The sequence below is a fragment of the Spirillospora sp. NPDC052269 genome (assembly GCF_040679435.1).
Lineage (GTDB): Bacteria > Actinomycetota > Actinomycetes > Streptosporangiales > Streptosporangiaceae > Spirillospora.
This window is the reverse complement of the sequence record NZ_JBFAUU010000036.1, coordinates 1-25,103: the sequence shown is the minus strand read 5'-3', so window position 1 is coordinate 25,103 and position 25,103 is coordinate 1. Positions and strand designations below refer to the sequence as shown.

Genomic DNA, 25,103 nt, shown 5'->3' with positions numbered 1-25,103 from the left:
GCTAACTTACCGGATGGCGACAGGGTGTCCGCAAATCCCCGCACTACGATGAGGAGGTGCCGAAGATCTCCGCCGCCACGGTCGCCGACCACCGGGAACAGCAGCGCCGGGCGCTCGTCCAGGCGGCCCGCGAACTGCTGGGGGAGGGCGGCGACGCCGACCGGGTGACCTTCGGCGCGGTCGCCGAACGCGCCGGGCTGGCCCGCAACAGCGTCTACCGCTACTTCCCCGACAGCGCCGCGCTCTTCGCCGCCGTCGTCGCCGACGCGACCCCGCGTTGGACGGCCCACATCGCCGCGCTGATGGACGCCGCCGAAACCCCCGCCGACAAGATCGCGGCCCATGCCCTGGCCCAGCTGGAACTCGTCCGCGACGGCGAGCACCGCATCGCCCGGGCCCTGGCCGCCGGACGCGACCGCGCGGCCCTCCGCGACGACGCCGCCCAAGCCCACAAGGGCATCCTGGAGCCCCTCGTCCAAGCCCTCGCCGAACTAGGCGACGACGACCCCGACCAAACCGCCGCCCTCCTCCAAGGCCTGGTCAACGCCGCAACCCTCGCCCTGGAATCCGGCGCCGACTACACCACCCTGAGCACCCGAACCCAAAACCTCATCCACGCCTCCCTGACCGCGATCACCCCCGACTAGCCCGCCCCCAACGCCCCCGTGGCGTTTTCGGGTCGGCCGAGCTGGTGGACGGTCCATCCCGACGACCGCCAGGGCTCGGGATCGAGGGCGGTGCGGCAGTCGACGAGCAAGGGGTTCGCCGGCAGGGCCACGAGCGCCTGGGGATCGGCCTGCAGGTACTCGGGCCATTCGGTCGCCAGGACGACCAGATCGGCGCCGTCGAGCGAGCCCGGCAGGTCCGAGGTGCACTCGAGTTCTGGATGGCGCATCGTGGCGGTGGCCTGTGCCTGCGGGTCGTGCACGGTGACGGTGGCGCCGGCCTGTTGGAGGGCCTGGGCCAGGGCGAGAGCCGGGGATTCGCGGACGTCGCTGGTTCCGGGTTTGAAGGCGGCACCCCAGACGGTGACCTGGGCACCCTTGAGAAGACGGTCGCCCAGAGCCCGGTGAATCAGGCGCAGGGCAACGTCGATACGTCGCTCGTTGACCCGTTCGGCGGCGCGGAGCGCCTTCTCGCCCTCGGCGGTGGTCAGCCCGGCGATGATGCGGTCCGGACGAAGGGTGTCCTGCACCGCGTGGCCCTCCCGAAGGAACTCGGGGTTCCAGACGACCTCGACACCCGCGCCAGCGGGGGCTAACCGCTGAGCGAGCGCGGTGACCTGGCTGGTCGTCCCGACGGTGACGGTGGACTTCCCGATGATCGTGCATGGACGCTCGAGGTGGGGCGCGAGCTGCCGGACGGCACCGTAGACCTGGCTGGTGTCGTAGGAGCGTCCATCGACATCGATGGGCGTGCCGACGCCGATGAAGTGCACCTCGGCGAACTCGGCGGCCTCGCGGATCTCCGTGGTGAACCGCAGCCGCCCGCTCTCGGTATGACGGACGAGCAGCTCGGGAAGCCCGATCTCGTAGATGGGGCACTCACCGGCGTTCAGCCGGTCCACCTTGGCCTGGTCGATGTCCACACCGATGACCTCGTGCCCCAGCGACGCCATCGCCGCCGCGTGCGGGATCGCGGAAGAGATCCGGGCCCTGAGTGAGCGACGGAGCACGGCACTGGCGGCGATCTGCGGCTCCGGCCACAACGCGGCGTGCAACGCCTCCCCGAACCAGCGCCGTCCCATGGGCCACTGACAGACCAAACACACGTGAGCCACCTCGCACCGCGTCGCCGTTCCTGTGCACGCGAGCAATGATGCGGTGAGGGTGTGCTCTGGGAGAATCGAGTCTGTGCAGGTTGACGCTGGCCGTGTTGAGGCCGCCCAGGCGGTTGAGGCGCACGTACGCGGTTTCTTCTCCGGGCATGTGGTCGAGTCGGCCGACTACGAGCTGGGGGCGGGACGGCGTGAGGCGCTGCCCGGCCTTCGGATGCTGACCGCGGCTCCCGGCCCGCGGATCGACAGCTGGACCTACATCACCGCGGGCTGCTGGAATGCAGTGCACACCGACCGCGGGCACGGCTTGGAGTTCGTGCTGTCGGCACCCGTTCGCGATGACAGTTTCGCCGAGTTGCTGGCGATGGTCGCGCACTTCCACGTGTTCCACCACCTGGACCTTCATCACTCCTTGGCCATCGGACGACCGTGGGTTCCCGGTTCCGCTTGTGACCATTTGATGGTGTCCCTGCCCTACCTTCACGGGCCCGACCTGGAGCACTGCCCTCTGGTCGGCGGTCACGCTCGTCTGCTGTGGGTATTGCCCGTCACCGCGGCAGAGGTGGGCTTCGCGCGCGAACACGGACACGAAGCCCTTGAGGTGCGTCTCGATCAGGCTGCCATCATTCCCACCGACCCCGCTCGTCCCTCCGCCGTCTGACGGCCTCGCTGGCAGGTTGTGCGGAATGTTCGGATCTTGAGACATTGCTGCTACAAGATCATGGACGGTTGCATACTGACGCGGTGGTGAGCGTTCTCGCGGGGGCGGCGGGGTGAGCGGGCTGGGGATGGGCGGTGATGGCCGGGGCGTCCGCATTGCCGCCATCTGCGGTGTCGGGTACAGGGCGGAGGCTCGATGACGAGCCTGCGGATGCGGATGGCGGCGGCGTTCGGCGCTGTGGCGCTGCTGGCTTCGGTGCTCGCGTCCGGGGTCGGCTATGTCCTGGTGCGGGACGCGATGTTGGAACGCACGCAGGACGCCGTGGTGTCGCAGGTTCGCCAGACCGTCGTGCGGATGGTGCCCGTCCAGATTCCGGCGGACGCGGGCCGGGTGTTGTCGGGCACGCTGGAGGCGGCGTTGCGAACCGCCGACGGGCGCCAGCGCGCCTATGCGGTGACACTGCCGTTGGACCGGCCAGTGCCGCCACTCCCGCCCGGCCAGCTCCACGTGCCGGTGTCGGCCGCGTTCTCCGCAAAGGCCACGCGGGCCATGGTCGTCCAGCGGGTCCGGTATCGAGGACGGCCGTACCTGCTGGTCGGGACGTTCATAACGGGATACATCACGTCGGCGACCGACCCGCAGCGCTCGACCCCGCCGATCGTCCTTGTCAGCGTCAGCCTGGATCGGGAGGCCGCCGACCTGCGGTCCTTCACTCAGGCGATGGCCACGGCGGACGCCGCCGCGCTGCTGTTCGCGCTGGGACTGGCACTGGTGGCCACGCGCGGGGTCCTGCGGCCGGTGCGACGGCTCGGCGCGGGAGCGCGGGCACTGGCAGAGGGGGAACTGGCGACACGGGTGGAGGTGCGGGGCCGGGACGAGCTGAGCGACCTGGCCCGCACCTTCAACCAGGCGGCGGACGCCCTGGAGATGACGGTCACCGAGCTGCGGGCGATGGAGGCGGCGGCGCGGCGGTTCGTGGCGGACGTCTCGCACGAACTGCGCACCCCGCTCACCTCGATGACCGCGCTCACCGACGTCCTGGAGGACGATCCGGACGGGACGGCGGCGCGGTTGGTGGTGGCCGAGACACGACGGCTCGGCGCCCTTGTGGAGCACCTGATCGAGATCAGCCGGTTCGACGCGGGCGCCGCGGCGCTCGTCCTGGACGACGTGGTGGTGTCCGACGCGGTCGCGGCCACGCTGGACGCACGCGGTTGGTCGGGTCAGGTCGATGCGGCGGTCCCGGACGACCTTGTCGCGCGGCTGGACCCGCGCCGGTTCGACGTCATCGTGGCCAACCTGGTCGGCAACGCGTTCCGGCACGGCCGTCCACCGGTGCGTCTGCGTGTCCGCCATCAGGAGTGCGACGGAGTTCCCGGGTTCGAGCTCTCGGTCTCGGACACGGGACCGGGCGTCCCCGCCGAGCTGCTGCCGGTGATCTTCGACCGGTTCGTCAAGGCGGACGCGGCCCGTTCCCGGAGTGAGGGCAGCGGGCTCGGCCTGGCGATAGCCCGAGAGAACGCGCTGCTCCACGGCGGCACGTTGGAGGCGTCCACCGAACCCGACCGAGGCGCGGTGTTCATCCTGTGGCTGCCCTTGGAAGGAGCGGAATGAACAGGCGCCCCGTCACGCTGGTCGTCGCGGTCCTCGCCTTCGCGTGCGGCTGCGGCGTCCCGACGACCGGGATCACCAAGGTCGGTCCACTTCCCAGCGCGCAGGGTCCGGCCGTCAACAACACGATCTACTTCATCAAGGACGGCAGGCTCGCACCGGTGGTCCGGCCTGGACTGTCCGGGGCTCCGAGCATGCCGTTGTGGCAGCTCGGATACGGCGTCACCGACAAGGAGCGCAAAGCCGGGTACACGAGCACGATGCCCGGCGTCGGCATCGTCGCCGGGCTGCCTGACCAGCCCATCGACGGAGTCCGCCCCCAGAGCGGCTCATCTGAACTCGCCCGCGCGCTCGGTGAAGCCGACACCGTCACCGTGGTGCTGGCCACGACCCTTCGCCCCGAGAAGTGGCCGCGTGTCTGGCAGGCGCAGATCGCCTGCACCGCCCAGGCGATCCCCGGGGTCAAGGAGGTCGAGCTGAACGTGGGGGACGGTCGTCCCGGAACCAAGGTCCGGTGCGCCGACTACCGCGACCTGCTCGTTCCGCCGCCCAACTGACCCCCTCGTACCGGACGCGACGGGCCGAGGCATCGAACAGGTCCTCAGGCCCGGGGGAGACGTTTCGCGCTTGCTCATCACGCTGACCAACGTCATCCAGGAGACCTGGTGTCGGGGCGCCGAAGCCCATGCTGGGCGGCTGAGGGGCGGAACCTCACCAATCGACGTCAGATAGCGCCCTTGCCTCTGGTCTCGCGGCCGGACTCCCTCGTAACGTCCCTGCGCGTAGCGATGTGACGGAGGGCGAAAGATGACGGCGCTGATCAGCGAGCTGATCTCATATCCGGTCAAGGGCTGTGCCGGTGTTCCCTTGAGCGAGACGATGGTGACCGACGCGGGCCTGGCGCATGACCGCAGCTTCATGGTGGTCGACGAGGACGGGACGTTCCGGAGCCAGCGGCGCGACCCTCTGCTGGCACTCGTCCGGCCTGACGTCGACACCGGCGGCGGGCGGCTCACCCTCCGTGCGCCCGGATTCGACGACCTGGACATCGACGTCGATCTGGATGCCCCCCGCCAAGGGGTCGAACTGTTCGGCAACAGCTACCGGGGCATCGATCAAGGCGACGCCTCCGCCGAATGGCTGTCGTCGGTGCTCGGCAAAGCGAGCAGGCTGGTGCGGGTGCCACCGGAGCACGACAGGATCGCCGACGGACGGACGCCCGGAACCTCCGGATACGCCGACAGCAGCCCCGTGCACGCCATCTCACGGGCCACCCTGGACGAGCTGAACCGACGCCTCCCCGGGCCGCCGATCCCGATGTCGAGGTTCCGCCCGAACATCGTGATCGACGGATGGGACGAGCCGCACCAGGAGGACCGCGCACACCGCATCGTCGCGGGGAACGCCGAACTCGCCTACGCCAAGCTCGCGATCCGCTGCGCCGTCACGCTCGTCGACCAGGAACGCGGCGAGAAGGCCGGCCCCGAGCCCCTCCGCACCCTGGCCGCCTATCGCCGCGCCGCGGCCGGCGGTGTGGCGTTCGGCGCCAAGTTCTCGGTCCTGCGCACCGGCAAGATCGCCGTGGGCGACGCGTTGACCGTCCCCACCTGGACCGACTCCCAGCTCGGCGAGCCGCGGCCCAGGTAGACGCCACGCGTCCGCTCGCCCGAGCGCCCTCCCCGGCACCTGCCCCGACGGTCATTAGGTTGATTATCTCAAAGACTTGACTTATTCAAGAAAAGCAAGTTGGGTCGAGGCATGCCCCTCGTCGAGGACCTCGCACAGCAAGGAGCGGCGGCGCGGGTGACCCACCCGAGGGGCCGCCACGCCGCCGAGAGGCGCGGGCATGCCACCACCCGGACACCGGCATCCGCTGTGCGGTGGACCAGGCCCCACGCCGCGACGCCCAGGACCCGTGACGAGCCGCGCCCGACGAGGCCGAGGGAACACGCCACAGGTGCCGTCCCACCCACGCGCGCGACGAACGAGCACCCGACGAACGAGCACCCGACGAACGATCCGCACAGGAGAAGCCTTGCCTGAGAACAACCAGAAGCCGCTGACGACCGTCGCCGGCGCGCCGGTCCCCGACAACCAGAACTCCCTGACCGCCGGTCCGCGCGGCCCGATGCTCCTCCAGGATGTCTGGTTCCTGGAGAAACTCGCCCACTTCGACCGCGAGGTCATCCCGGAACGCCGGATGCACGCCAAGGGCTCGGGCGCGTTCGGCACCTTCACGGTGACCAACGACCTCAGCGCCTACACCAGCGCCAAGATCTTCTCCGAGGTCGGCAAGAAGACCGCGATGTTCGCCCGCTTCTCGACCGTCGCCGGCGAGCGCGGCGCGGCCGACGCCGAGCGCGACATCCGCGGCTTCGCGCTGAAGTTCTACACCGACGAGGGCAACTGGGACCTCGTCGGCAACAACACCCCGGTGTTCTTCTTCCGCGACCCGCTGAAGTTCCCCGACCTCAACCACGCGGTGAAGCGGGACCCGCGCACCAACCTGCGCGACCCCGAGAACAACTGGGACTTCTGGACCCACCTGCCCGAGGCGCTCCACCAGGTCACGATCGTGATGTCCGACCGCGGCATCCCCGCGTCCTACCGCCACATGCACGGCTTCGGCTCGCACACCTACAGCCTGGTCAACGCCGAGGGCGAGCGGTTCTGGGTGAAGTTCCACCACCGCACCCAGCAGGGCATCAAGAACCTCACCGACGCCGAGGCCGAGGCGCTGGTCGGCAAGGACCGCGAGTCCCACCAGCGCGACCTCTTCGAGGCGATCGAGAACGGCGACTTCCCCAAGTGGAAGCTCTACGTCCAGATCATGCCGGAGGCCGAGGCCGCCACCTACCGGTACCACCCGTTCGACCTCACCAAGGTGTGGTCCAAGAAGGACTACCCGCTGATCGAGGTCGGCGAGTGGGAGCTGAACCGCAACCCCGACAACTACTTCGCCGACGTCGAGCAGGCCGCCTTCACCCCGGCCAACGTCGTCCCGGGCATCGGCTTCTCGCCCGACAAGATGCTGCAGGGCCGGCTGTTCTCCTACGGTGACGCCCAGCGCTACCGCCTGGGCGTGAACCACCACCAGATCCCGGTCAACGCGCCCAAGAACCCGGTGAACTCCTACCACCGCGACGGAGCCATGCGCGTCGACGGCAACCAGGGCGCCACGCCGGGCATCGAGCCCAACTCCTACGGTCGCTGGCAGGAGCAGCCCTCCTACCGCGAGCCGCGCCAGGCCGTCGGCGCGTTCGCCGACCGCTTCGACTTCCGCGAGGACGACGACAACTACTTCGAGCAGCCCGGCAACCTGTTCCGGAACATGTCCCCCGAGCAGCAGCAGGTGCTCTTCGAGAACACCGCCCGCGCGATCAACGGCGCCTCCCAGGCGACCATCGAGCGGCACATCGCCAACTGCACCCAGGCCGACCCCGGCTACGGCGAAGGCGTCCGCAAGGCGATCGAAGCACTCGCGGCAGGCAACATCTGAGACCCCGCCAACCACGGTCCCTCGGACCGTCCCCGCGAACGCCGCTCCGGCGTGGCACACGATCACGTGCACCACGCCGGAGCGGCGACCGGACCCCGCAGACATGACCAGGAGAAACACTCATGAGTGACCGCGGACTCTCGTCGGAGCAGACCGAACGCATCATGGCGATGGCCATGGACCTGGCGAGGGACGGCGACACCGAACAACTCATGGAGTTCGTCGACCACGGACTGCCCGTCGACGCGGCCGACCCCGCGGCGAACACCCTGCTCATGCTCGCCGCCTACCACGGACACGCCGACACGGTACGCGCCCTCCTGAACCGAGGCGCGAATCCGGACCTGCGCAACGCCCGCGACCAGACCCCCATCGCCGGCGCCCTGTTCAAAGGCGCGGACGACGTCGTGACCACGCTCCGCGAGGCGGGCGCGAACCTCGACACCGGCACACCAAGCGCCCGTGCCGCCGCAACAATGTTCGGCCGAGAACACCTGCTGACCAACTGAGGCACCCCGCCTCGGCCTACCAGGCAACAGCCGGACGGACACACCCGCCCCACTCAGCGTCGGCACTCGCGAGCAAGTGCAGCCCCGTCCAAAGCCGAGCCCGGAGCCGGGCGGCACCGTGATGGTGAAACTCGCCGCCGCATCCGGTCCTCAACACGCGTGTCGGCTTGATCACGACCGCGCTTCCAGGTGCGGTCGGATTGCCGATACCGAGGGTTCGGCGTCCGGCCCAGAATGAACGCATTCGGGCCATCGCAAGCCCTGACCGTTCGCCTGGAGGCGCCATGGGCGCGGACGACCGCCTGATCTCCCTTCCCGGACGTTCTCCCGCACTGGACGAGGCGCAGCTCGCCCTGCTGCGCGCCCACGGAAGCGAACGCGACGTGGCTACCGGGGACGTGCTGTTCGCCGACGGCGACGAGACCTACGACCTGATCGTCCTGCTCGCGGGCACAGCCGACATCGTCGAGGGGTACGGACGTCCCGACGCGACCGTCATCGCCTCCTTCGGCCCGTCGGAATTCCTCGGCGAGATCGGCATGCTCACCGGACAGCGCGCATTCCTCACCGCCGTCACCACCTCGGCGGGACGAGTGCTCGCGGTGCCGGTCGAGCGGCTCCGGCGTGTGATGGCGCAGGAACCGGGGCTGAGCGACCTCATCCTGCGCGCCTTCCTGCTCCGCCACTCCGCGCTCGTCAGCCGCGGCAGCGGCCTGACGCTGATCGGCTCGCGCTTCGACCGGAACACACGGCGGCTGCTGGAGGTCCTGGCCAGGAACCGCCTCGTCTGGCACTGGCTCGACCTGGAGGCGTCGCCGGAGGCCGAAGGGATCCTCCAGGGCCTGGACGTCCCGATCGCCGAACTGCCGATCATCATCGTGCCCGGCGGACCGGTGCTACGGAACCCCGGCGGCCACGCCCTCCTGGACGCCCTGGCGATCTCCGGCGACGCCGACTCGTACCCGCCGGGCGTCTGCGACCTGCTCGTCGTCGGCGCGGGACCGGCCGGACTCGCGGCCGCGGTCGTCGGCGCGTCCGAGGGAATGGACACGACGCTCGCCGAGGACACCGCGGTCGGCGGCCAGGCGGGAACCTCGTCCCGCATCGAGAACTACCTGGGCTTCCCGGCGGGCCTGTCCGGGGAGGAACTGGCCGCACGCGGGACGCTCCAGACGCAGAAGTTCGGTGTCCGCATCAAGCTGGCCGCCCGGGCGTCCTCGCTCTCGTACCGGGACGGCGCACACCGGGTCACCTTCGACGACGGCGAGGCCGTCCAGGCGAGATCGGTCATCATCGCCACAGGCGCACGCTACAACCGGCTGCCCCTGGACCGCCTGACCGAGTTCGAGGGTGTCGGGGTGTACTACGCGGCGACGCAGGCCGAGGCCCAAGCCTGCGAGACCGGGCCGGTCGCGGTCGTCGGTGGCGGCAACTCCGCGGGCCAGGCCGCGCTCTTCCTCAGCAGACCGTGCGCCGCCGTCCACGTGATCGTCCGCGGGACGTCCATGGACGCCTCGATGTCCCGCTACCTCGCGGACCGGATCGAACGCGACCCGCACATCACCGTCCACACGTCCACCGAGGTCACCGCGTTGGTCGGCGAGAAGCGACTCGAGGCCGTGCGACTCCACCACAAGGACCGCAAGGACGCCTCAGAACTGCCGGTGACCGGCCTATTCATCTTCGTCGGCGCCAAACCGGGAACCGGCTGGCTGGCGGGACAACTCGCCGAGGACGAGCAAGGCTTCCTCCTCACCGGCAGCGCCATCCCGGCCTCCCACCTGGAGGACGCGGCCACGGCGCCGCTGTTCCTGGAGACCAGCCGGCCGGGCGTCTTCGCCGTCGGCGACGTCCGCAGCGGTTCGGTCAGCCGTGTCGCCGCCGCCATCGGTGAGGGATCGGTCGCCGTCCGCCTGGCCTTCGAACGCCTCCAGTCAGCACTGGGCGGTGTGGGCGCCGCGTTCACCGCCCACCAGGACGAACAAGAGCGACCGTGACCCGCCCGGCCGGCCGAACGCCGACCGGACGCCTCACGACGCACATCACCACCACGGATGTTCGAGAGCCTCTCCGGTGCCCTCGGTCTGGTCGAGGCTGTCGAGCCGCGCCAGCGCGTCGTCGGACAGGTCGAAGTCGAAGACCTGCATGTTCTGCTCGATGCGCTCACGGTGGACGGACTTGGGGATCACCGGGATCCCGCGCTGCGTGCACCAGCGCAGCAGCACCTGCGCGGGAGTCCTGCCGACCTCCGCGGCGACGGCCCCGACAGCGGCGTCCGAAAGGAGCTGCCCAGTCCCCAGCGGACTGTAAGCCTCCAGGGCGATGCCCCTGTTCAGGCAGTCGTCGAGCAGCGCCCGCCGGTGGGCGAACGGGTTGTAGTGGACCTGGTTGACCACGGGCATCCGCTCGGCGGTCGCCGCCACGCTCGCCAGGTCGGAGGTACTGAAGTTCGAGACACCGATCGAGCGGGCGTGCCCCAGCTCCGCGGCGCGCTCCATACCCGTCCACGCCCACAGCGGCCCGCCCTGCGGCCAGTGGACCAGGTACAGGTCGACCTGGTCGACGCCGAGCCGGCGCAGGCTCTCCTCCATGGCCCGTACCGGATCCGGAGAACGGGGGAGGAACTTCGTCGTGATGAACACCTCCTCACGGTCGAGCCCGCTCTCCTTGAGCGCCCTGCCCACACTGGCCTCGTTGCCGTAGGCCTGGGCCGTGTCGATATGGCGGTACCCGGCGTCAAGGGCCCAGCGGACCGCGTTGACACACTCGGGCCCGTCCGGAACCTGCCAGACACCGAGCCCGAGCAGCGGCAGCTCCGTGCCGTCCGCCAGCACCCGCGCCCTGCCGTCCTTCGAAATAGCGTCGTTCGTCATACCCACCATGATCCGCGATCAGCACGACGACAGGCGACCGCACGCCGCTCCTCACGCGGAACGGCCTGGAGATCACCGGCTGGCGACGACGGCGCCACCGACGATGGTGTGGGTGGGAACGAGATCGCGGAGATCGTCGGCAGGGCAGCGGCCGGGATCGCGATCCCAGATGGTGAGGTCGGCAAGGCGTCCGGGGCTGAGCATTCCGCGCAGGTCGTGCTCCCCGAGCAGCCGGGCCGCGCAGGTGGTGTGCAGGGCGACGGCCTCGCCATAGGTGATGGCGTGCTCCGGCCCCTGGACGCCGATGACCGTCTGCCGCGTCATCATGCCCCACACCGACCGCATCGCGCCGAACCGCCCGACCGGGAAATCCGACCCGCCCGCAATCAGCGCACCCGCGTCGAGCCATTCCCGCGCCGGATACATTGCGGCGACCCGCTCAGGCCCCCAAAACCCCGTCTCCACCTCCGCGGTGTCGTGCAGCAGGGGCTGCTGAATGGTGACCGGGATACCCATCGCCACCGCACGGGCACGTTGCTCAGGCCCGACCAGCGCACCGTGCTCCATCACCAGCGCCCCGGCGGGCAGACCCGGGTTGCGGTCCAGAACCCGCTGATAGACATCCAGCAGGACACGGACGGCGCGGTCGCCATGGGCGTGGGTGCCGACCCGCCACCCACGCCGCACCACCGCCTCCACGGCCTGGGTGAAGACATCGGGTTCCCAGGTGAGGGTGCCCGAGTAGGTCTGATCGCAGGCATAGGGCAGTTCGGTCGCTCCGGCCTCGAGCCCGCCATCGAGACCGAACTTCACGCCCCACACCCGCAGCCACGGGTCGGAGTCGTAGCGCCACTCCTCCATGACGTCGAGCAGATCCTCCACCTGGGACACGCTGGACATACCGAAGGTATGGAGCAGCGCACGCACCCGCGTGGCGAGCGCCCCACTCCTGCGAGCATCCCGAAACACCGCGTAGTCCTCGGGACTGACAGCACAGTCGCGGACGGTGCCGATGCCACTGGCGGCGTACCAGGAGCTGGCCAGACGGAGCCCATCGATACGCTGCGCCCGGTCCGGAGCCGGGACCAGACGCTCCACCAACCGCTGGGCGTTGTCGATCAACCGACCGTTGAGGTTCCCGTCAGCATCGCGGCCGATGACGCCGCCCGGCGGCTCAGGGGTGTCGATGGTGATGCCCGCCAGACGCAGGGCGAAGGTGTTGACGACGTCGTTGTGGCCACCACGCTTGACCAGAACCGGGTGACGATCGGTGGCCCGGTCGAGCTCGGCGGCGGTGGGCATGCGCCGCTCGGCCAGATTGAGTTCCTGCCAATTGGTGGTCGTGCGGATCCACTCACCCTCCGGAGTGATCTTGGCCCGCTCGCGGATCAGTTCCAGGAACCCGGCGATGTCACGGGCCAGGTGGACGGGCACATCGTCCGCCCCGAGCCCAGCGAAGACCATGTGGGTGTGAGTGTCGTCGAACGCGGGCAACACCGTCGCCCCAGGCAGGTCATGCACCCTGGTCCGCGCCCCCACCAAATGGTCGAGGCCGTTCGGGTCGGGAGAGACCGCCACGATCCGGTCACCCCGCACCGCCAGAGCCCGCTGCGGAGCCTGACCGGCCACCATCGTGTGCACCGCAGCAGCCCGAACCACCAAGTCGGCACTCCGCGCCCGCCCACCCAATGGTCCCCGGATACCTAACGCCCGGAACGCTAGGCCGGTCGGATCGCCCCCGATTCCGTCAGATGACGTAACCTTCCGCCCCTTCAACTGCTGTGCGGAACGGCGCCGGTGAACAGGCGAAGGTCGCTGACTCTGTGTTGCTCCGCAGCAGGGCTGTGTAGTGCGGTGCAGGTGGCTCCCCGACGCCTTCCAGGAACAGAAACGGCCCCGATGCAATGCTCCGATGCGGGTGGGGCTGAGGGGGGGCGTTGTGTCCGGCGTTGGCTGGGCAGGCCGGGGGAAGCGGTCGGGGCGGCAGGGGCAATAACGGGGGATTGGCAATTTCGTTCCCTCTTGGAGGGAAGGCATCATGCCCAACATGAGTGCTCTGCTGGCGATGGCGGTCGCGGCGGTGCAGCCGGTGGCGCCCGCCTGGCGGGACTGCATCGTTCCTGCGTCGGCGAACGGTGGGTCGCTGTACAGCGTGGTGGCGACCGGTCAGGACAGCGCGTGGGCTTCAGGAGCAACCTATGGCCAAGGGGGCGGAAGCTCCGGATGCAATGACGCTCCTCAGGGTGACGGCGGGTCGGTGATGCTGCGCTGGAACGGCGGCGGCCGGCGGGCGATACCGTACGCCCAGGTTCCGGACATGCAGGACTTCGTCCTGGGCGGCTTCTCGATCGACGCGCCCACAGACGGGTGGATGGTCGGCTCAACCTCGGGCTCCGTCGACACCGGATACGTCGAACGGTGGGGATGGTCCTGAGCGCGTGGTGTCCGTGAAGGCCACCGCTAAATCGGCCCCGCACACGCGGGGATGGCCCCGTCCAGTCCGCTGCTCCCTGGCCGAACCAGAGGTCGGCCCCGCAGGCGCTGCCGTTGTGGCGGCCACGGCTCTGTCCATGATGGGGGCTGGCTCGGCGCAGGGGCGGCCGGACGAGTGGCTCCCCGCCTGCCGGACGGCGGTCGGCGGGGACCCGTGGCCAGGGCCATAGGCCAGGGGGCTCGGGGCCGATATGGTGATCGGTGTCGAGTTGGTGGTGATCTCTGAGGTCGGGGACCTCTATCGATCGGGCCGCGTGTCCGCGGTTGCGCGGGAGTTGGTCGAGGCGTTCATGCCAGCCGAGGACGAGGTGAAGTGCGCGCGGCCGCGGACTGAGGTCGAGGGTCATTCGGATGTGGAACCGGCACCAGGTCCGGACCGGGCTTGCCGAGATGCGGCGCGCCGACCCAGACCTGAAGACCTTCGGCGCCGGCGCCCACGAGTACACGCTGAATCCGCCCCTGTCACGGGCTGCTCTCGCTTCCTTCGAAAGTCGGCACGGCATCCGCCTGCCCGGCGAATACCGGGACTTCCTCTTGCGGGTCGGCAACGGCGGAGCCGGACCGTACTACGGCCTGTTCCCTCTCGACCACTACCCGACGCAAGACGTACTGCCCAGCGAAAATCCGGACTTCCTACGCACCGCGTTTCCGCACGACCGCCCCTGGGACCCGCCCTACGACACACCGGGCTACGAGGACGATGACCACATCACCGGATCGCTGCCGATCGTCCACGAGGGCTGCGGCTACATCATCCGGCTGGTCATCACCGGACCCGAACGCGGCAACCTCTGGCTGGACGGCCGATGCAGTGACATGGGCATTCACCCCCTCGGTGACAGCTTCCGCCCCTGGTACAACACTTGGCTGACCACAGGACGATCAACCTGATCCGGCTGGCGATCAGCCCCATCTGCGCAGAGGGCTCCCGGGCAGAGCCCGCCCCGGTTCTCTAGAACCCGCGACCGCACCTCAGACCGACAGCGTCCGTGCTTCTGGACAAGGCCGGGCTAAAGGTTGTCCCGTAATGGTCAGCGGGTGCCGGACGGCAAACGATGTCGTCGGGCTGTTGGTGGCTGGCTCAGCTGGCCAGGGTCAGGTTGTGCATGAGGGCGATGCCGCGGGTGGCGTGCAGGACGCCGCCCGTGTTTGCGGCGGCAGTTCCGCAGGATGTTCCACCACTTCCTCTGGGCGAAGGCGTGTTCGACGCGAGCTCGGACGCGTTTGTGGACGGTGTTGAGCTCGACCCGCCATGCGAGCAGCTCACGGCCGTTGCGGGGTTTGCGGTAGGGCATGATGACCTGCGGGTTTCCCTGGTAGCCGCCGTCGGCCATCATGTGCGCGTCCCCGACCGCCTTCTCGACTCCCGAGTCGCGGTAGGCGGTGCAGTCGTTGTGGTTGCCCGGCACCGGACGGCCGACCGCGGTCACCAGGCGGGTGTTGGCGTCGATCACGACCTGCATGTTCACCGAGAACCGGTAGTTCTTCGACGATGCGGTGATGGCGCGGTCATGGGCGGGCACCAGCGTGCCGTCCACGATCAGTACCGTGTCGGGGCCGTGCCGCCGGGAGGTCGGGGCCAGGTCCAGCAACGGCGCCAGATGGTCCACGATCCGGTGCGCGGCCGACTTGGAGATCCCGAACAACAACGCGACCTGCCGCATCGCCCGCGTTCGTGCGGTAGTACACCGCGATCAGCAGCACCCGGTCGGCCAGCGGCAGACCCCACCGGCGACCGGTCCCGGTCTGCTCACCACCCCGACCTGCAACAACCCGCACCAGACGACGGAACTGCCGCACCGACAACCCCGTGAACATCGGCACCCACACCCGGTCATCCGCACAGAACACCTGCTCCACACCAAGATCATCGCCGCCGGGCCCCGACCGCTACGGGACAGCCCTTGGCCAGGCGTTTCGGGGGCCGACCTTGACGTCCAGGCTGATCCGGTCAGGTCAGCCGCCGCCGCGTTCCCACCGCAGCCCAAACAACAGAGGGGATCTCAAAGCATCAAACCACCAGAATCTTCACCAGCTACGGTGTCGTTGTCGCCGCACGGACACCAGTCAGTCCTGAAGTCCAACTAAATGAAAATCCACGTTCCGCCACACAGACTCCCAGGTCAAGAGGTGTCGGCTTCGCACACGCGGGGATGGTCCCTTCGAGAGGGCCGACACCGGCACCCAAATCGTGCCCCCGCGCATGCGGGGTTCGGCCCGGGTGTCCAGACGGAGATCACCAGCTTGGGTGAACCACCCGCAACGGCTTTCCTGGCTTGGGTCTTCGTGGATCACATGGTGTCGGCGACTGGTGTCCAGCCTGTGTTCGGAGCTCCAGCTCGCCGGTGCATGGGCCGTGCTCCTTCTGGTGGCTTTGATCCGCTCGGCCTTGTTGGCTACCGGCGGGGCTCCTGTTCGGGCCTGTGGACGCGGGGTGACACGGGACATGGCCCTGTTCGGAGGCAGTCATCGTGCTCTCGCTTCCTCACGCTGGCGTTATGTCGGCACCCTGTTCACCACCGGGGGAGTCGTTCCGCGCAAAGGCGCTTTGGCCCCCTGAAGCCGGGACGTTCGTCCCTCGGTCCGCGCTGGTCGGAGGGACCCATGGTCCGTGCGCCGATGGGCCCCTCGGCCCTGGGCCGGGACCGTGCCCGCTCCCTAGCCTGTGCTCCAGGACGACCGAGGAGCCGATGATGAGCCGTTCGCGCCACCCCGGGCCGCGGTCGCGGCTCGGCGCCCTTCGCCGCCTGTGCGGCTTCGACGGCAACCCCCTGCGCCGCGACGTGGACCGCCACCAACGGCTTCTCGGGTTGGCCCTCGTGGCCTTCTTCCTCGTCGCCGCGCTGGTTGGTTCCCTTCGTGCGGGCGCGTCGTCCTATGACCACGGCGTCCGGGTCGAGCACGCCGAGGCCGCAACATGGAGTCCGGTGTCGGCGGTTGTGACGGGCGTGACCGAACGCAGGCGCGGTTTTCGGCTGGAAGTCACAGGCACCGCCTCCGACGGCCACCACATCGTCGGCTCCTACACCACGGCCCGTGCCACGGCCGTCGGCGACGCCGTGCAGCTCTGGGCCACCCCGACCCGCCTCACCGCCGACCCACCACGTTCCCATGCAAGGACGGTGAGCGACACCGTCGTCGCCGTCGGCGCGCTATGCATCGTCGTGGCCGCGCCCCTTGCCCTGGTCTACCTGCTGTTCCGCCGCCGCTGCGAACGCGTGCGTTCCCGCCTGTGGGACACCGCCTGGACCAGCTTCGACCGCCACCCCACCCGCTGAGCCCGCCGGAACACCGCGCGTCCGAACGAACGCGGCGGCATGCGAAGGGCATCCGTCCGTCCGCCCTGGCGGACGGACGGACCAAGGTCCCTGACAGACGGGCCGTCCGGCCCTATGGACACGGCCTGGCGGCAGCTGGAATGGACATGTCGGCGACGCCGTCCTCGAAAGTCGAGGCCAGGCGACGCCGCCACTCTGCTTCCCCTTCGCCCCTCGCGAGACAGGACATTGCTGATGACTGGACCAGCCTCTCCCGATGTCCTCGAGCGACCCGCCTGCCTGCGACTGCTGGAGACCGCCACAGTCGGACGCGTCGCCTGGACCGGCGACGACGGGCGCACCGTCGTGCTGCCGGTGAACTTCCTCCTGGACGAAGGCACCGTGGTCTTCCGAACGGCCCCGGGCGACAAGCTGGAGGCGGCGAGAGCGAGCCATGAACTCGCCTTCGAGGCCGACGACGCCGAACCCGCGCTCCGCACAGGCTGGAGCGTCCTGATCCATGGGCCGGCCCGGATCGTCGACGATCCCGCCGAAGCCGACCGGCTGGCGCGGCGTTGCCCCACCGCATGGTTCGACCTGCCGGGCGCGTCCTTCGTCCGGATCACCCCACACGAGATCACCGGTCGCCGCCTGCCCCTCCACCTCGGCGAAGGCCCGACCGTCCACCAGGGCCCCTGGTGCCCACCGGACGCCTGATCCTCCGCGCCCGGGCTGAACTCGGGATGCGCGAGCGGGCAGCACGACACCAGGGTGGAGCGCGACCTGGAGCCGGTCCTGGAAGCAGGTGAGGTCGCCTCCCCAGTGCCCGCGGTACCGCAGCTCCAGCAGCTCCGCTGCTACCAAGGGATGACGTCCATCCGTATGCGGTTGCTGTCGGGCCGGTAGTACGACACCATCGCCCCGGCCGAGGTGCTCAACTCGGGATGTCCGGTGAACGCGTAGCACCAGTTATTGGTGTAGGTGGCGCACTCGCCGAGCCGACCAGAGGACCCTGCCTTCCATGGGCCCGCCGGGGACGAAGCCGTCCACTTCTGGTACGCGCCGTTGAAGTCGGTCTGCCCGAGCATGATCAGCCCGTGGCCCGGATAGGACTTGACGTCCACTTGAGTGAGCGCCGCCTGCCCGGGCAGGACGGTCACGGCCTGGGCGGACGCACTAGTCCAGCTGGTGACCCCGCCGGTAGGCGAGGCCGAGGCCGCCCACTGGTAGGACGAGCCGCTATTCCACTTGCTCACTGGGGTCCGGACGACGGTCGTGCTTCCGCCGCCTGAACACTTGAACGGACTGCAGGTGGCGTACATGTAGAGATAGCCGTCCGAGGAGAAGACCGGCGAGCTGAGATTCTCCTGCCACGGCCTCTCGGTACCGTCCGGTGCCTGGCCGAAGATGGTCGACGGAGCGACGAAGGCGTTGGCGACCGGGTCGTAGAACGTCGCGGCGAACCCCTCGTTGATCATCGCGCTCTTCGTCACGCAGAACGTGCCGTAGATGAGGAAGACGAGCTTGCGGGCGTCATAGGAGGTCCCGCCGTAGCGCAAGGGCATGTCAGGCCCCGGCGTCGCGCCCGACACCCAGGACGCCGAATACCCACCGGTGCCGCACCCCGCCCCGCCCGGGAGTTTCAGATCGGTCCGATTCGGGAGGAACACCTTTGGTGCGCCGCTGTTGGGAAGGGCCGGCGCCGCAGGCGGTGTGGGCAGCTCGCTGAGCCCGGTCGGCACCTTGCCAGGCGTGTCCGTGCCGACGGCGGCCGTACTGCCGGGAATGAAGCACGAATCGCAAACGGAACCGTTGACCGCGATCGGCGTATCGCCGAACACCCACAGACTCTTGCCAGGCTGCCCTGGAATCGGCGAGCTCTGCCCAGCATCACGTTCCAGAACCGCACCCGTCGCAGTCTCATAGTTGGACACCACCGACCCCGGAGGACCGCCGTCGGCTTCGGCGACGCCAGGCACGGCGACCAGCAACACCGCCGCGACCACTGCGCCGAGTCCACGGGACCGGAAGCTCAAACGGGTTCGAACGGCCACTGCCAGATCTCCCTCAAGAGTCGCGCGCCGGCCACAGCGGCCAACGTCCGGACGACGCCAACGCCATGATCACCTGACGCCCCGAAGAGCGCACAGCAAGACTGTCAAACCTCAGACCATGATCTGGTGGCATGCAGAACGGTGATGGCCTCGACGAGGCAGTCGGCCTCTGCTGAGCTGCAGCGGAGCTCTGGGAGTAGGTGCGGCTCCGTCCATCTGAGATCTGTACTGCGTTCTGTCAGCGACGGCGAACCCACATCGTCCACCTGCCGATATTGACCCGACGGTCGTCTGCATGCGAGGAGCCCCCCCGAAGGGGGGTTCGGTGGGGCTCAGCCGGCGGTCAGTCGATCTGGTCGCTCAGGCCCAGCACCTCCGGGTCGTCATCGGGGAAGTTGTCGGGCATGCCCGGCACATCGAGGGTGCGCCTATACATGCCGGTCAGGAACTCCACGACGCCGACCGGGAACTCGTGCCACTCGGCGTTGCCGGTGCGGACGACCACCGGCCATGCTTCCGGGTCCTCGGGGCTCGTCTTCCAGTACAGGACGTCACCCGAATTTGAGTCCCCACCGGGGCTTGCGCCCCGGTGGGGAAGGCGACACCATCACCGCCGTTGTTCCGAACGCGATGGCAGGAATCAGGGGAGCGAGGTTCAACCAACGGCTAGGGGCACGTCAGAAGTCCCAGCCACTGGAGCAGGATCACCGCTCGGTGCTCCTGCGGATCTCGCGGGCGGCATCCTTGGCCTTCTCGCCTACCTGCTTCGCACCGCCGGCCGCACGGTCCTTGCGCCCCTCGGCTTCCAGATAAGGGTCGTCGGCAGCCCGCCCGGCCGCCTCCTTGCCGCGTCCCTTGCTCTGCTGCGCCTTGTTCTTGAGCTTGTCGAGGAAACCCATGTCTCCTCCCTTCGATCCGCCGTACACGTCGCACGTGCCCGGTCGACACCGGACTATGCAAGCGGGCAGGTGCGTTCGGTCACGCGAAGGCATCGCGATGACCTGGTCGAAGTGGCGGTGCGCCCCCAGCCGAGCAAGACGCACGGCCCCGGAGACGCGCTCGTCGCCTTCGTCTCGATCACGAGTGCCAGCGGGGTGCCGATCGAGGACATCGCCGATCTCCGCGGGCACTCGTCCACGGCAGTCACGGAGGAGGGCACCAGCATCAGCTTTAGCAGTGACCCCCCCAAGAGCACGGAGGCCATCGAACTTGGTGTTCGGCCGCAAGTCCGCGTAGGCCTGGTGCAGCTGGCCCCCGGGTACTTGGGGAACGAAAAGGGCCCCCGAGCGATGCCCCGAATCTCTTTCTGACCTGGCTCACGTTCGACGGCGAGAAGCTCGAAACTCGTCGCGGTACTCCACGGTCGCCTACGACAACGGCAAGTGCGCGCTGCATCGAGTTCCACAACCCGGCCGAGTACGCGGCGCCCGTTGCCCGCTACGGCTCGATGTCCCACCTCCAGACCCCGGCGCCCCGCCGCAGTCCTCCGGGGAGCGATCGAAAGCGGGTACCACGCGCTGAGCCGCGTGCCGCGGAGCGAGCGCGACGGCTTCGGGGCGATGCTCGTGCAGTGGCTCGCCCCCGCCGGGGTGGGAATGCGCCGGGCCGGTTCCGGGGAAGCGGTGGCGAAGATCAACTTTCGGGTACTACGCTTCCCGGCCGAAACGGGCATCCCGCGTGCCCGCCGGACGTCCTCGGGAGCTTCTCATCGACACCGACCAGAGCGCGTTTTCCGCCTTGTTCGCGGCCTCCGACCTGCGCGAATGGCGTTCGCTGCTGGATTCGCTCCCCGACTGCTTCGGCAGGTCGCTGTCGGCCGGGCCGCTCCCGGAGCGCCTCGTCGAGGCGCTCCTGGAAGGGGGACGCTCCGGGCCGCTCCAGTTCCTGGCGGACAACGACGCCGTCGTCGGAGGCGACGTCGCCCTCCAGATCCGCCTCACCGCGACCGGCGTCCGGGACGTGGTCCACGCCGTCGACTTCGGCGGTCGCCGATGGTCGCTGCGCGCCTGCCGCGAGGCGCTGGCCGCCCCGCGCCCGGGCGACGACTGGACGACGAGGCCCCACGGCGTCCTGGAGCAGCTGAACCGGCGCTCGACGTCCCGCCGTCGCGCCCAGGTGGTGTGCCCGGTGGACGGGGCGGCGCGCGCGACGCTCGCCGACGTCGGCTCGGAACTCACGCGCGCCGAGCAGCTGCGCGCGCTGCTCACCGTCCACGACCACGACGGCGGCCTCGCGCGGCTGAGCGATATCGACCGGAGCGGGCTTCGCCCGGCGGTCGCCGAGGTCCTGCGCATCGTGCTGGCCGACGGGGACGTCGCGGTGCTGCACGAGGCGGTGGCCGTCGCCGAGGGCACCGACGGCCTGATCGAGGAGCTCTACGAGGACGCGGAGTCCGGCGACCTCGTGGAACTGCTGGGCCTGCGCGACCACGTCGACTGGGAGGCGGTCCGTCGCGCGCACGCCGACCGCCCGTTCGTCCCGCCGGTGCTCCAGGCCCTGACGGCACGCGCCGACTGTCCTGCCGACCTGCGCGAGGTCGCGTCGTCCGCCGAGGTCGCCGCGGGCCAGATCGTCCCGCCCGCGCTGGTCGCCGAGCACTTGGGCGACGACGTGGAGGCATGGCGGACGGTCCGGGCCCGCCTGCCCCGCTACCGCGGCGATCTCGCCGACCTGCTCGCCGAGGCCGGAGCCGAGGCCGCCGTGGCCAAGAAGAAGGGGGCCAAGACGACGAGCTGGCCGGGCGCGGGCGACCTGCCCGCCTGGGACGCCGTCGCGTCCGTCTCCGGGACGCGGGCGAAGTTCGTCGCCCTGCTGGACCTCGCGCCCGTCGAGACGCAGCTGAAGCTCCTGAAGCACTTCGACGACCGCACCGTCGCCGACCTGTTCGGCCAGGGCGCCTGGCACGACGAGTGGCTGGACTTCGCGATGCGCGCCCGGCCGAAGCGCTACCGGCTCGCGCTGGCGCAGCGTCCCTCGATCACCGCCGAGGCGATCGAGACGTTGATGGGCCAGGGCGACCCGGTCGTCAACGCCCGCCTGTTCATCCGGAACGGCGCGACCGGCCTCCAGCGGGAACGGCTCCTCTCCGGACGCATCGACAAAGGCCTGGTCGAACGCCTCCTGAAGCGTGACGGCGGCTTCCGCGCCCGCGACGCCGTCAGCTGCTCCGACGAACGGCTCCAGCGGTACATCCTCAGCATGGTGCGCGTGCGCGGCATCACCCCACAGCTGCGCCTGCTCCTCAACCTGTGGGACCGCAAGGGGCCGGCGGCCGTCCGTCACCTCCTCGACAACGAGCCCGAGGGACTGGTGTTCTCCCGCAAGGTCATCCGCAAGGAGGTGCGGGGCCCCGTCACCAAGCTGCTCGCGAAGCCGGACCCCGCCGAGGCCCTGGCGGAGCTGCGCGCCACCGTCACCGAGGCCGAGACGGCCGAGGCCCAGCTCGACCACATCCGCGAGAACTCCTCCCACCCCTCGGCGGAGGTGTTCCGCGAGGCGCATCTGTGGCACTGGGACGAACTCGTCGCCGCGCACCGGCGCGGCGAGCTCGGCACGCTCTCCCTACTCGGCCTGTCCGGGATCCCCGAGTGCCCGCAGCCGGTCCGCGACGAGGCCGGCCGCCGCCGGTGGCGGTGGATCGAGTACACCGACACCCTCATCGAGGACGAGACGCCGAAGGAGATCCTCGGCGGACACCCGGCGAGCTGGTGGCTGTGCGGCGCGGTCGACGAGGGCGTGGTGACCTGGGAGCAGGTGATCGCCCTCGCGCATCCGGCCGACAAGGTCCTGGAGACCATGAGCAGCCGCCCGGACGCCGTGGCCGCGCTCGCCCCGCTCGTCCGCGAGCACCTGGACCCGTCCCGTGACGCCTGGGCCCTCGCGCTGCGGATGCTCCCGACCTTCTCCGGCACCGTGGCCGACCTCGTCCGCACCGCCGCGCTGGCGACGACCCCGCCCGCGTAGGGCCCCGGGACTGCCGCCGACCGCGTCGCCGCGTTCCTGCAGGTCATAAGGGTGGAGGTGGATCCGGCCGGGGTGTGGTGGGCATTTCTGCCACCTGTTTCTCATGGTCTTCGGGGAGCCGGGCGGAGATCCTCGTCGGAGGACCAGCTGCCGACACCCACGGAGCGCTTGTGCCGTACTCCCCTCCCTACGACGTCAATGCAGTCCGGGCCTGGTTCCCTGCGCTCAAGGCCGGATCCGCGCACCTGGACGGGCCGGGCGGCACGCAGGTGCCCCAGCCCGTCATCGAGGCGATTGCGGATGCGCTGTCGAGCCCACTGTGCAACCGAGGCGAGTGGACCGCCGGCGAACGCAACGCCGAGGAGATCGTGCTGAAGGCCCGGGCGGCGCTCGGTGACCTGCTCGGCGCCGACCCGCAGGGCATCGTCTTCGGACGCAGCTCCACCCAGCTCGCCTACGACTTCGCCCGAACCCTCGCCCGTACCTGGGGGCCGGGGGACGAGGTGGTGGTGACCCGGCTCGACCACGAGTGCAACGCCCGGCCGTGGGCGGAGGCCGCGGCCGCCGCCGGGGCCACCGTCCGCTGGGCCGACTTCGACCCCGTCCGGGGCGAGTTGACGGTCGAGCACGTGCGCGAGGTGCTGTCGGAACGCACACGCCTGGTCGCGGTGACCGCCGCGTCCAACCTGGTCGGAACCCGTCCCCCGGTCGCGGAGATCGCCCGGCTGGCGCACGAGGTCGGGGCGCTCGTGCAGGTCGACGCCGCCCAGTACACCGCGCACACGGCCGTCGACTTCGCCGGGCTTGGCGCGGACCTGCTCACCTGCTCGGCCTACAAGTTCATGGGGCCGCACCTGGGGGTGCTTGCCGCGCGGCCGGAACTGCTGCACGCCTTGGAGCCGGACAAGCTGGCGGCCTCGCCCGACACAGTCCCCGAACGGTTCGAGCTGGGCATCCTCCCCTACGGCGTCCTCGCGGGGATGACCGCCCTCGTCGACTTCGTGGCGGAGCTGGCCGCGCCGCCCAGCGGGACGCGCCGGGAGCGGATCGTCGCCTCGATGGCGGCCGTGGAGGCCCATGAGGACGCGCTGCGTGCTCGGCTCGAGAGCGAACTGGCCGGACTGGGGAACGTGACATTGCACTCGCGTGCGCGCCACCGTGTCCCGACGCTGCTGCTCACCGTCGACGGCCACGTGCCGCGCGAGGTGCACCGCCGATTGGCCGCTCGGGGAGTCGACACCGGGGTGGGCACCTTCTATTCGGTGGACGCGGCACACCGACTCGGGCTGGGCGACGAGGGCGGAGTGCGCGTCGGGCTCGCCCCCTACAGCTCGGCCGAGGATACCGACCGTCTGCTGGAGGGCCTGGCCGAGCTCGGGCGCGTGCCCGGGCTCTCTCGAACTCGCTGAACGATGAGAGAACGGATGATCTATCGATGACCGACCTGGACGACCTCTGGCTCCGCGGCTTCCATTCCGGCCCGGACGACGCGCCGACCTTGGTGTGCTTCCCGCACGCGGGCGGCTCGGCCACCTACTTCCGCCCGCTGTCGGAGGCGCTGAGCCGCTCACTGCGGGTTCTGGCCGTGCAGTACCCCGGTCGGCAGGACCGCATACGCGAGCCCCTCCCGGCCACGATCGACGAGTTCGCCGACGCGGCGTTCACCGCGTTGGAGCCGCTGATGAAGGAGCCCGTGGCGTTCCTGGGGCACAGCATGGGCGCGGTCATCGCCTTCGAGGTGGCCACCCGGATGAAGGAACGACTGGACGCGCACCCCTCGGTGCTGTTCCTGTCCGGGCGGCGCTCGCCCGCGGTGCAGCGGGAGAGCGCGGTCCATCTGCTGGACGACGCCGGGCTGGTGGAGCACCTGAAGCGGACGAGCGACACTGATCCGCGCATCCTGGAGGACGCGTCCGTCCTGGAGATGATCCTTCCGCCGTTGCGCAGCGATTACCGTGCGGTCGAGACCTACCGGTACCGGCCGGGCCCGAAGCTCGACTGCCCTGTCGTGGCGCTTGTCGGGGAACAGGACGATAGCGCCACTGCCGAGGACGCGCGCGGATGGGCCGATCACACCACCGCGTATTTCTCATCGCACACGTTTCCGGGCGGGCATTTCTTCCTGAGGGAGGATCAGGCGGCCGTGGTCGAACGCATTTTCGAAAATCTGTCAGGTGGGCGCTGACCGGGCGGGGAGACCTTCCCGTCCCGCTCCCGGAACATACTCAGGGCACGCCGCGCACTGTTGATCAATTGGCCGGCGTCATGAGTTCGGCGAGATGCCCGGCCGGGGTTTCCGGCCGGGCATCTCGCGCGCCCTGGGCGGACTGGGCGGCGGCGTCCAGAACGTGGGAAGGGAGATAGGAAGAGCAAACCTCTGAACTCCAGTAACCACACCAGTTATAA

General features: G+C 69.7%; 21 protein-coding genes and 1 pseudogene. 15 read left to right on the top strand and 7 right to left on the bottom strand.

From position 1 onward, the window contains the following. The first annotated feature begins 56 nt into the window (after positions 1–56). Entirely contained in the window at positions 57–647 is a 591-nt protein-coding gene (locus AB0L06_RS42810) for a TetR/AcrR family transcriptional regulator (RefSeq protein ID WP_500237466.1), read from the top strand. Here the strand turns inward: AB0L06_RS42810 and AB0L06_RS42805 are convergent. Next, a complete protein-coding gene (locus tag AB0L06_RS42805) occupies positions 644–1,771 on the bottom strand; it encodes a UDP binding domain-containing protein (RefSeq protein ID WP_500237465.1) in 1,128 nt (375 codons plus the stop codon). The two genes, AB0L06_RS42810 and AB0L06_RS42805, sit on opposite strands and share 4 nt — an antisense overlap. An 82-nt stretch (positions 1,772–1,853) precedes the next feature. On the opposite strand from AB0L06_RS42805, the gene AB0L06_RS42800 reads away from it, so the two are divergent. The 7 genes from AB0L06_RS42800 (at position 1,854) to AB0L06_RS42770 (ending at position 10,054) form a co-directional block, all read left to right on the top strand. Then, entirely contained in the window at positions 1,854–2,438 is a 585-nt protein-coding gene (locus tag AB0L06_RS42800; protein WP_500237464.1) for a suppressor of fused domain protein, read from the top strand. A gap of 195 nt (positions 2,439–2,633) precedes the next feature. Beyond that, a complete protein-coding gene (locus AB0L06_RS42795) occupies positions 2,634–4,052 on the top strand; it encodes an ATP-binding protein (protein WP_500237463.1) in 1,419 nt (472 codons plus the stop codon). Continuing rightward, complete coding sequence (locus AB0L06_RS42790) at positions 4,049–4,606, top strand: hypothetical protein (protein ID WP_500237462.1); 558 nt, start codon at positions 4,049–4,051, stop codon at positions 4,604–4,606. The genes AB0L06_RS42795 and AB0L06_RS42790 overlap by 4 nt, the downstream gene beginning before the upstream one ends. Positions 4,607–4,856: 250 nt before the next feature. Then, positions 4,857–5,696 carry an MOSC domain-containing protein gene (locus AB0L06_RS42785; protein WP_500237460.1) on the top strand — a complete coding sequence of 280 codons (840 nt, stop codon included), beginning with the start codon at positions 4,857–4,859 and terminating at the stop codon, positions 5,694–5,696. Between the two features lie 199 nt (positions 5,697–5,895). Further along, positions 5,896–7,548 (top strand): catalase, encoded by a 1,653-nt coding sequence (locus AB0L06_RS42780; RefSeq protein WP_500237458.1) that lies wholly within the window; start codon positions 5,896–5,898, stop codon positions 7,546–7,548. A gap of 122 nt (positions 7,549–7,670) precedes the next feature. Continuing rightward, entirely contained in the window at positions 7,671–8,057 is a 387-nt protein-coding gene (locus AB0L06_RS42775) for an ankyrin repeat domain-containing protein (RefSeq protein WP_500237456.1), read from the top strand. Between the two features lie 284 nt (positions 8,058–8,341). Further along, positions 8,342–10,054: an FAD-dependent oxidoreductase gene (locus AB0L06_RS42770; protein WP_500237455.1), complete on the top strand. Its 1,713-nt coding sequence runs from the start codon at positions 8,342–8,344 to the stop codon at positions 10,052–10,054. 45 nt (positions 10,055–10,099) lie between these two features. Here the strand turns inward: AB0L06_RS42770 and AB0L06_RS42765 are convergent, their stop codons facing one another. Both AB0L06_RS42765 and AB0L06_RS42760 read right to left on the bottom strand, forming a co-directional pair. Continuing rightward, positions 10,100–10,930 carry an aldo/keto reductase gene (locus AB0L06_RS42765; RefSeq protein WP_500237453.1) on the bottom strand — a complete coding sequence of 277 codons (831 nt, stop codon included), beginning with the start codon at positions 10,928–10,930 and terminating at the stop codon, positions 10,100–10,102. A 72-nt stretch (positions 10,931–11,002) separates the two neighbouring features. Further along, the gene (locus AB0L06_RS42760) at positions 11,003–12,562 is read right to left on the bottom strand and encodes an amidohydrolase (RefSeq protein ID WP_500237451.1); all 1,560 of its coding nucleotides are present in this window, start codon (positions 12,560–12,562) and stop codon (positions 11,003–11,005) included. A 415-nt stretch (positions 12,563–12,977) separates the two neighbouring features. Here AB0L06_RS42760 and AB0L06_RS42755 point away from each other — a divergent pair, with 415 nt between their 5' ends. Both AB0L06_RS42755 and AB0L06_RS42750 read left to right on the top strand, forming a co-directional pair. Then, positions 12,978–13,364 (top strand): hypothetical protein, encoded by a 387-nt coding sequence (locus AB0L06_RS42755; RefSeq protein ID WP_500237449.1) that lies wholly within the window; start codon positions 12,978–12,980, stop codon positions 13,362–13,364. Between the two features lie 410 nt (positions 13,365–13,774). Beyond that, complete coding sequence (locus AB0L06_RS42750) at positions 13,775–14,314, top strand: SMI1/KNR4 family protein (RefSeq protein ID WP_500237447.1); 540 nt, start codon at positions 13,775–13,777, stop codon at positions 14,312–14,314. 190 nt (positions 14,315–14,504) lie between these two features. On the opposite strand, the pseudogene AB0L06_RS42745 reads toward AB0L06_RS42750, so the two are convergent. Continuing rightward, a pseudogene (locus tag AB0L06_RS42745) lies at positions 14,505–15,283 on the bottom strand (transposase). 833 nt (positions 15,284–16,116) lie between these two features. On the opposite strand from AB0L06_RS42745, the gene AB0L06_RS42740 reads away from it, so the two are divergent. Together AB0L06_RS42740 and AB0L06_RS42735 are read left to right on the top strand one after the other, a co-directional pair. After that, positions 16,117–16,701, top strand: a complete 585-nt coding sequence (locus tag AB0L06_RS42740) for an Rv1733c family protein (protein ID WP_500237446.1) — start codon at positions 16,117–16,119, stop codon at positions 16,699–16,701. A 234-nt stretch (positions 16,702–16,935) separates the two neighbouring features. Then, positions 16,936–17,397: a pyridoxamine 5'-phosphate oxidase family protein gene (locus AB0L06_RS42735; RefSeq protein WP_500237444.1), complete on the top strand. Its 462-nt coding sequence runs from the start codon at positions 16,936–16,938 to the stop codon at positions 17,395–17,397. 140 nt (positions 17,398–17,537) lie between these two features. Here the strand turns inward: AB0L06_RS42735 and AB0L06_RS42730 are convergent, their stop codons facing one another. The 3 genes from AB0L06_RS42730 to AB0L06_RS42720 form a co-directional block, all read right to left on the bottom strand. After that, a complete protein-coding gene (locus tag AB0L06_RS42730) occupies positions 17,538–18,734 on the bottom strand; it encodes a hypothetical protein (RefSeq protein ID WP_500237442.1) in 1,197 nt (398 codons plus the stop codon). 343 nt (positions 18,735–19,077) lie between these two features. After that, positions 19,078–19,239, bottom strand: a complete 162-nt coding sequence (locus tag AB0L06_RS42725) for a hypothetical protein (protein WP_500237441.1) — start codon at positions 19,237–19,239, stop codon at positions 19,078–19,080. Positions 19,240–19,438: 199 nt separating this feature from the next. Beyond that, positions 19,439–19,633, bottom strand: coding sequence for a CsbD family protein (locus AB0L06_RS42720; RefSeq protein WP_500237439.1), 195 nt, complete (start codon positions 19,631–19,633; stop codon positions 19,439–19,441). Between the two features lie 838 nt (positions 19,634–20,471). Between AB0L06_RS42720 and AB0L06_RS42715 the strand changes: the two genes are divergently transcribed. The 3 genes from AB0L06_RS42715 to AB0L06_RS42705 all read left to right on the top strand — a co-directional run bounded on the left by AB0L06_RS42715 (position 20,472) and on the right by AB0L06_RS42705 (position 24,882). Further along, on the top strand, positions 20,472–22,697 hold the full coding sequence (locus tag AB0L06_RS42715; protein WP_500237438.1) for a hypothetical protein: 2,226 nt from the start codon (positions 20,472–20,474) through the stop codon (positions 22,695–22,697). Positions 22,698–22,867: 170 nt separating this feature from the next. Beyond that, positions 22,868–24,106 (top strand): cysteine desulfurase-like protein, encoded by a 1,239-nt coding sequence (locus tag AB0L06_RS42710; RefSeq protein WP_500237436.1) that lies wholly within the window; start codon positions 22,868–22,870, stop codon positions 24,104–24,106. Between the two features lie 26 nt (positions 24,107–24,132). Further along, a complete protein-coding gene (locus AB0L06_RS42705; protein WP_500237434.1) occupies positions 24,133–24,882 on the top strand; it encodes a thioesterase II family protein in 750 nt (249 codons plus the stop codon). Positions 24,883–25,103 lie beyond the last annotated feature (221 nt).

Bases quoted from the DNA above. Each gene is read 5' to 3' on its own strand.
- AB0L06_RS42765 (WP_500237453.1), bottom strand. From the start codon at position 10,930: ATGACGAACGACGCTATTTCGAAGGACGGCAGGGCGCGGGTGCTGGCG.
- AB0L06_RS42795 (WP_500237463.1), top strand. From the start codon at position 2,634: ATGACGAGCCTGCGGATGCGGATGGCGGCGGCGTTCGGCGCTGTGGCG.
- AB0L06_RS42720 (WP_500237439.1), bottom strand. From the start codon at position 19,633: ATGGGTTTCCTCGACAAGCTCAAGAACAAGGCGCAGCAGAGCAAGGGA.
- AB0L06_RS42755 (WP_500237449.1), top strand. From the start codon at position 12,978: ATGAGTGCTCTGCTGGCGATGGCGGTCGCGGCGGTGCAGCCGGTGGCG.
- AB0L06_RS42750 (WP_500237447.1), top strand. From the start codon at position 13,775: ATGTGGAACCGGCACCAGGTCCGGACCGGGCTTGCCGAGATGCGGCGC.
- AB0L06_RS42770 (WP_500237455.1), top strand. From the start codon at position 8,342: ATGGGCGCGGACGACCGCCTGATCTCCCTTCCCGGACGTTCTCCCGCA.
- AB0L06_RS42780 (WP_500237458.1), top strand. From the start codon at position 5,896: ATGCCACCACCCGGACACCGGCATCCGCTGTGCGGTGGACCAGGCCCC.
- AB0L06_RS42760 (WP_500237451.1), bottom strand. From the start codon at position 12,562: ATGGTGGCCGGTCAGGCTCCGCAGCGGGCTCTGGCGGTGCGGGGTGAC.
- AB0L06_RS42785 (WP_500237460.1), top strand. From the start codon at position 4,857: ATGACGGCGCTGATCAGCGAGCTGATCTCATATCCGGTCAAGGGCTGT.
- AB0L06_RS42790 (WP_500237462.1), top strand. From the start codon at position 4,049: ATGAACAGGCGCCCCGTCACGCTGGTCGTCGCGGTCCTCGCCTTCGCG.
- AB0L06_RS42775 (WP_500237456.1), top strand. From the start codon at position 7,671: ATGAGTGACCGCGGACTCTCGTCGGAGCAGACCGAACGCATCATGGCG.
- AB0L06_RS42735 (WP_500237444.1), top strand. From the start codon at position 16,936: ATGACTGGACCAGCCTCTCCCGATGTCCTCGAGCGACCCGCCTGCCTG.
- AB0L06_RS42705 (WP_500237434.1), top strand. From the start codon at position 24,133: ATGACCGACCTGGACGACCTCTGGCTCCGCGGCTTCCATTCCGGCCCG.
- AB0L06_RS42740 (WP_500237446.1), top strand. From the start codon at position 16,117: ATGAGCCGTTCGCGCCACCCCGGGCCGCGGTCGCGGCTCGGCGCCCTT.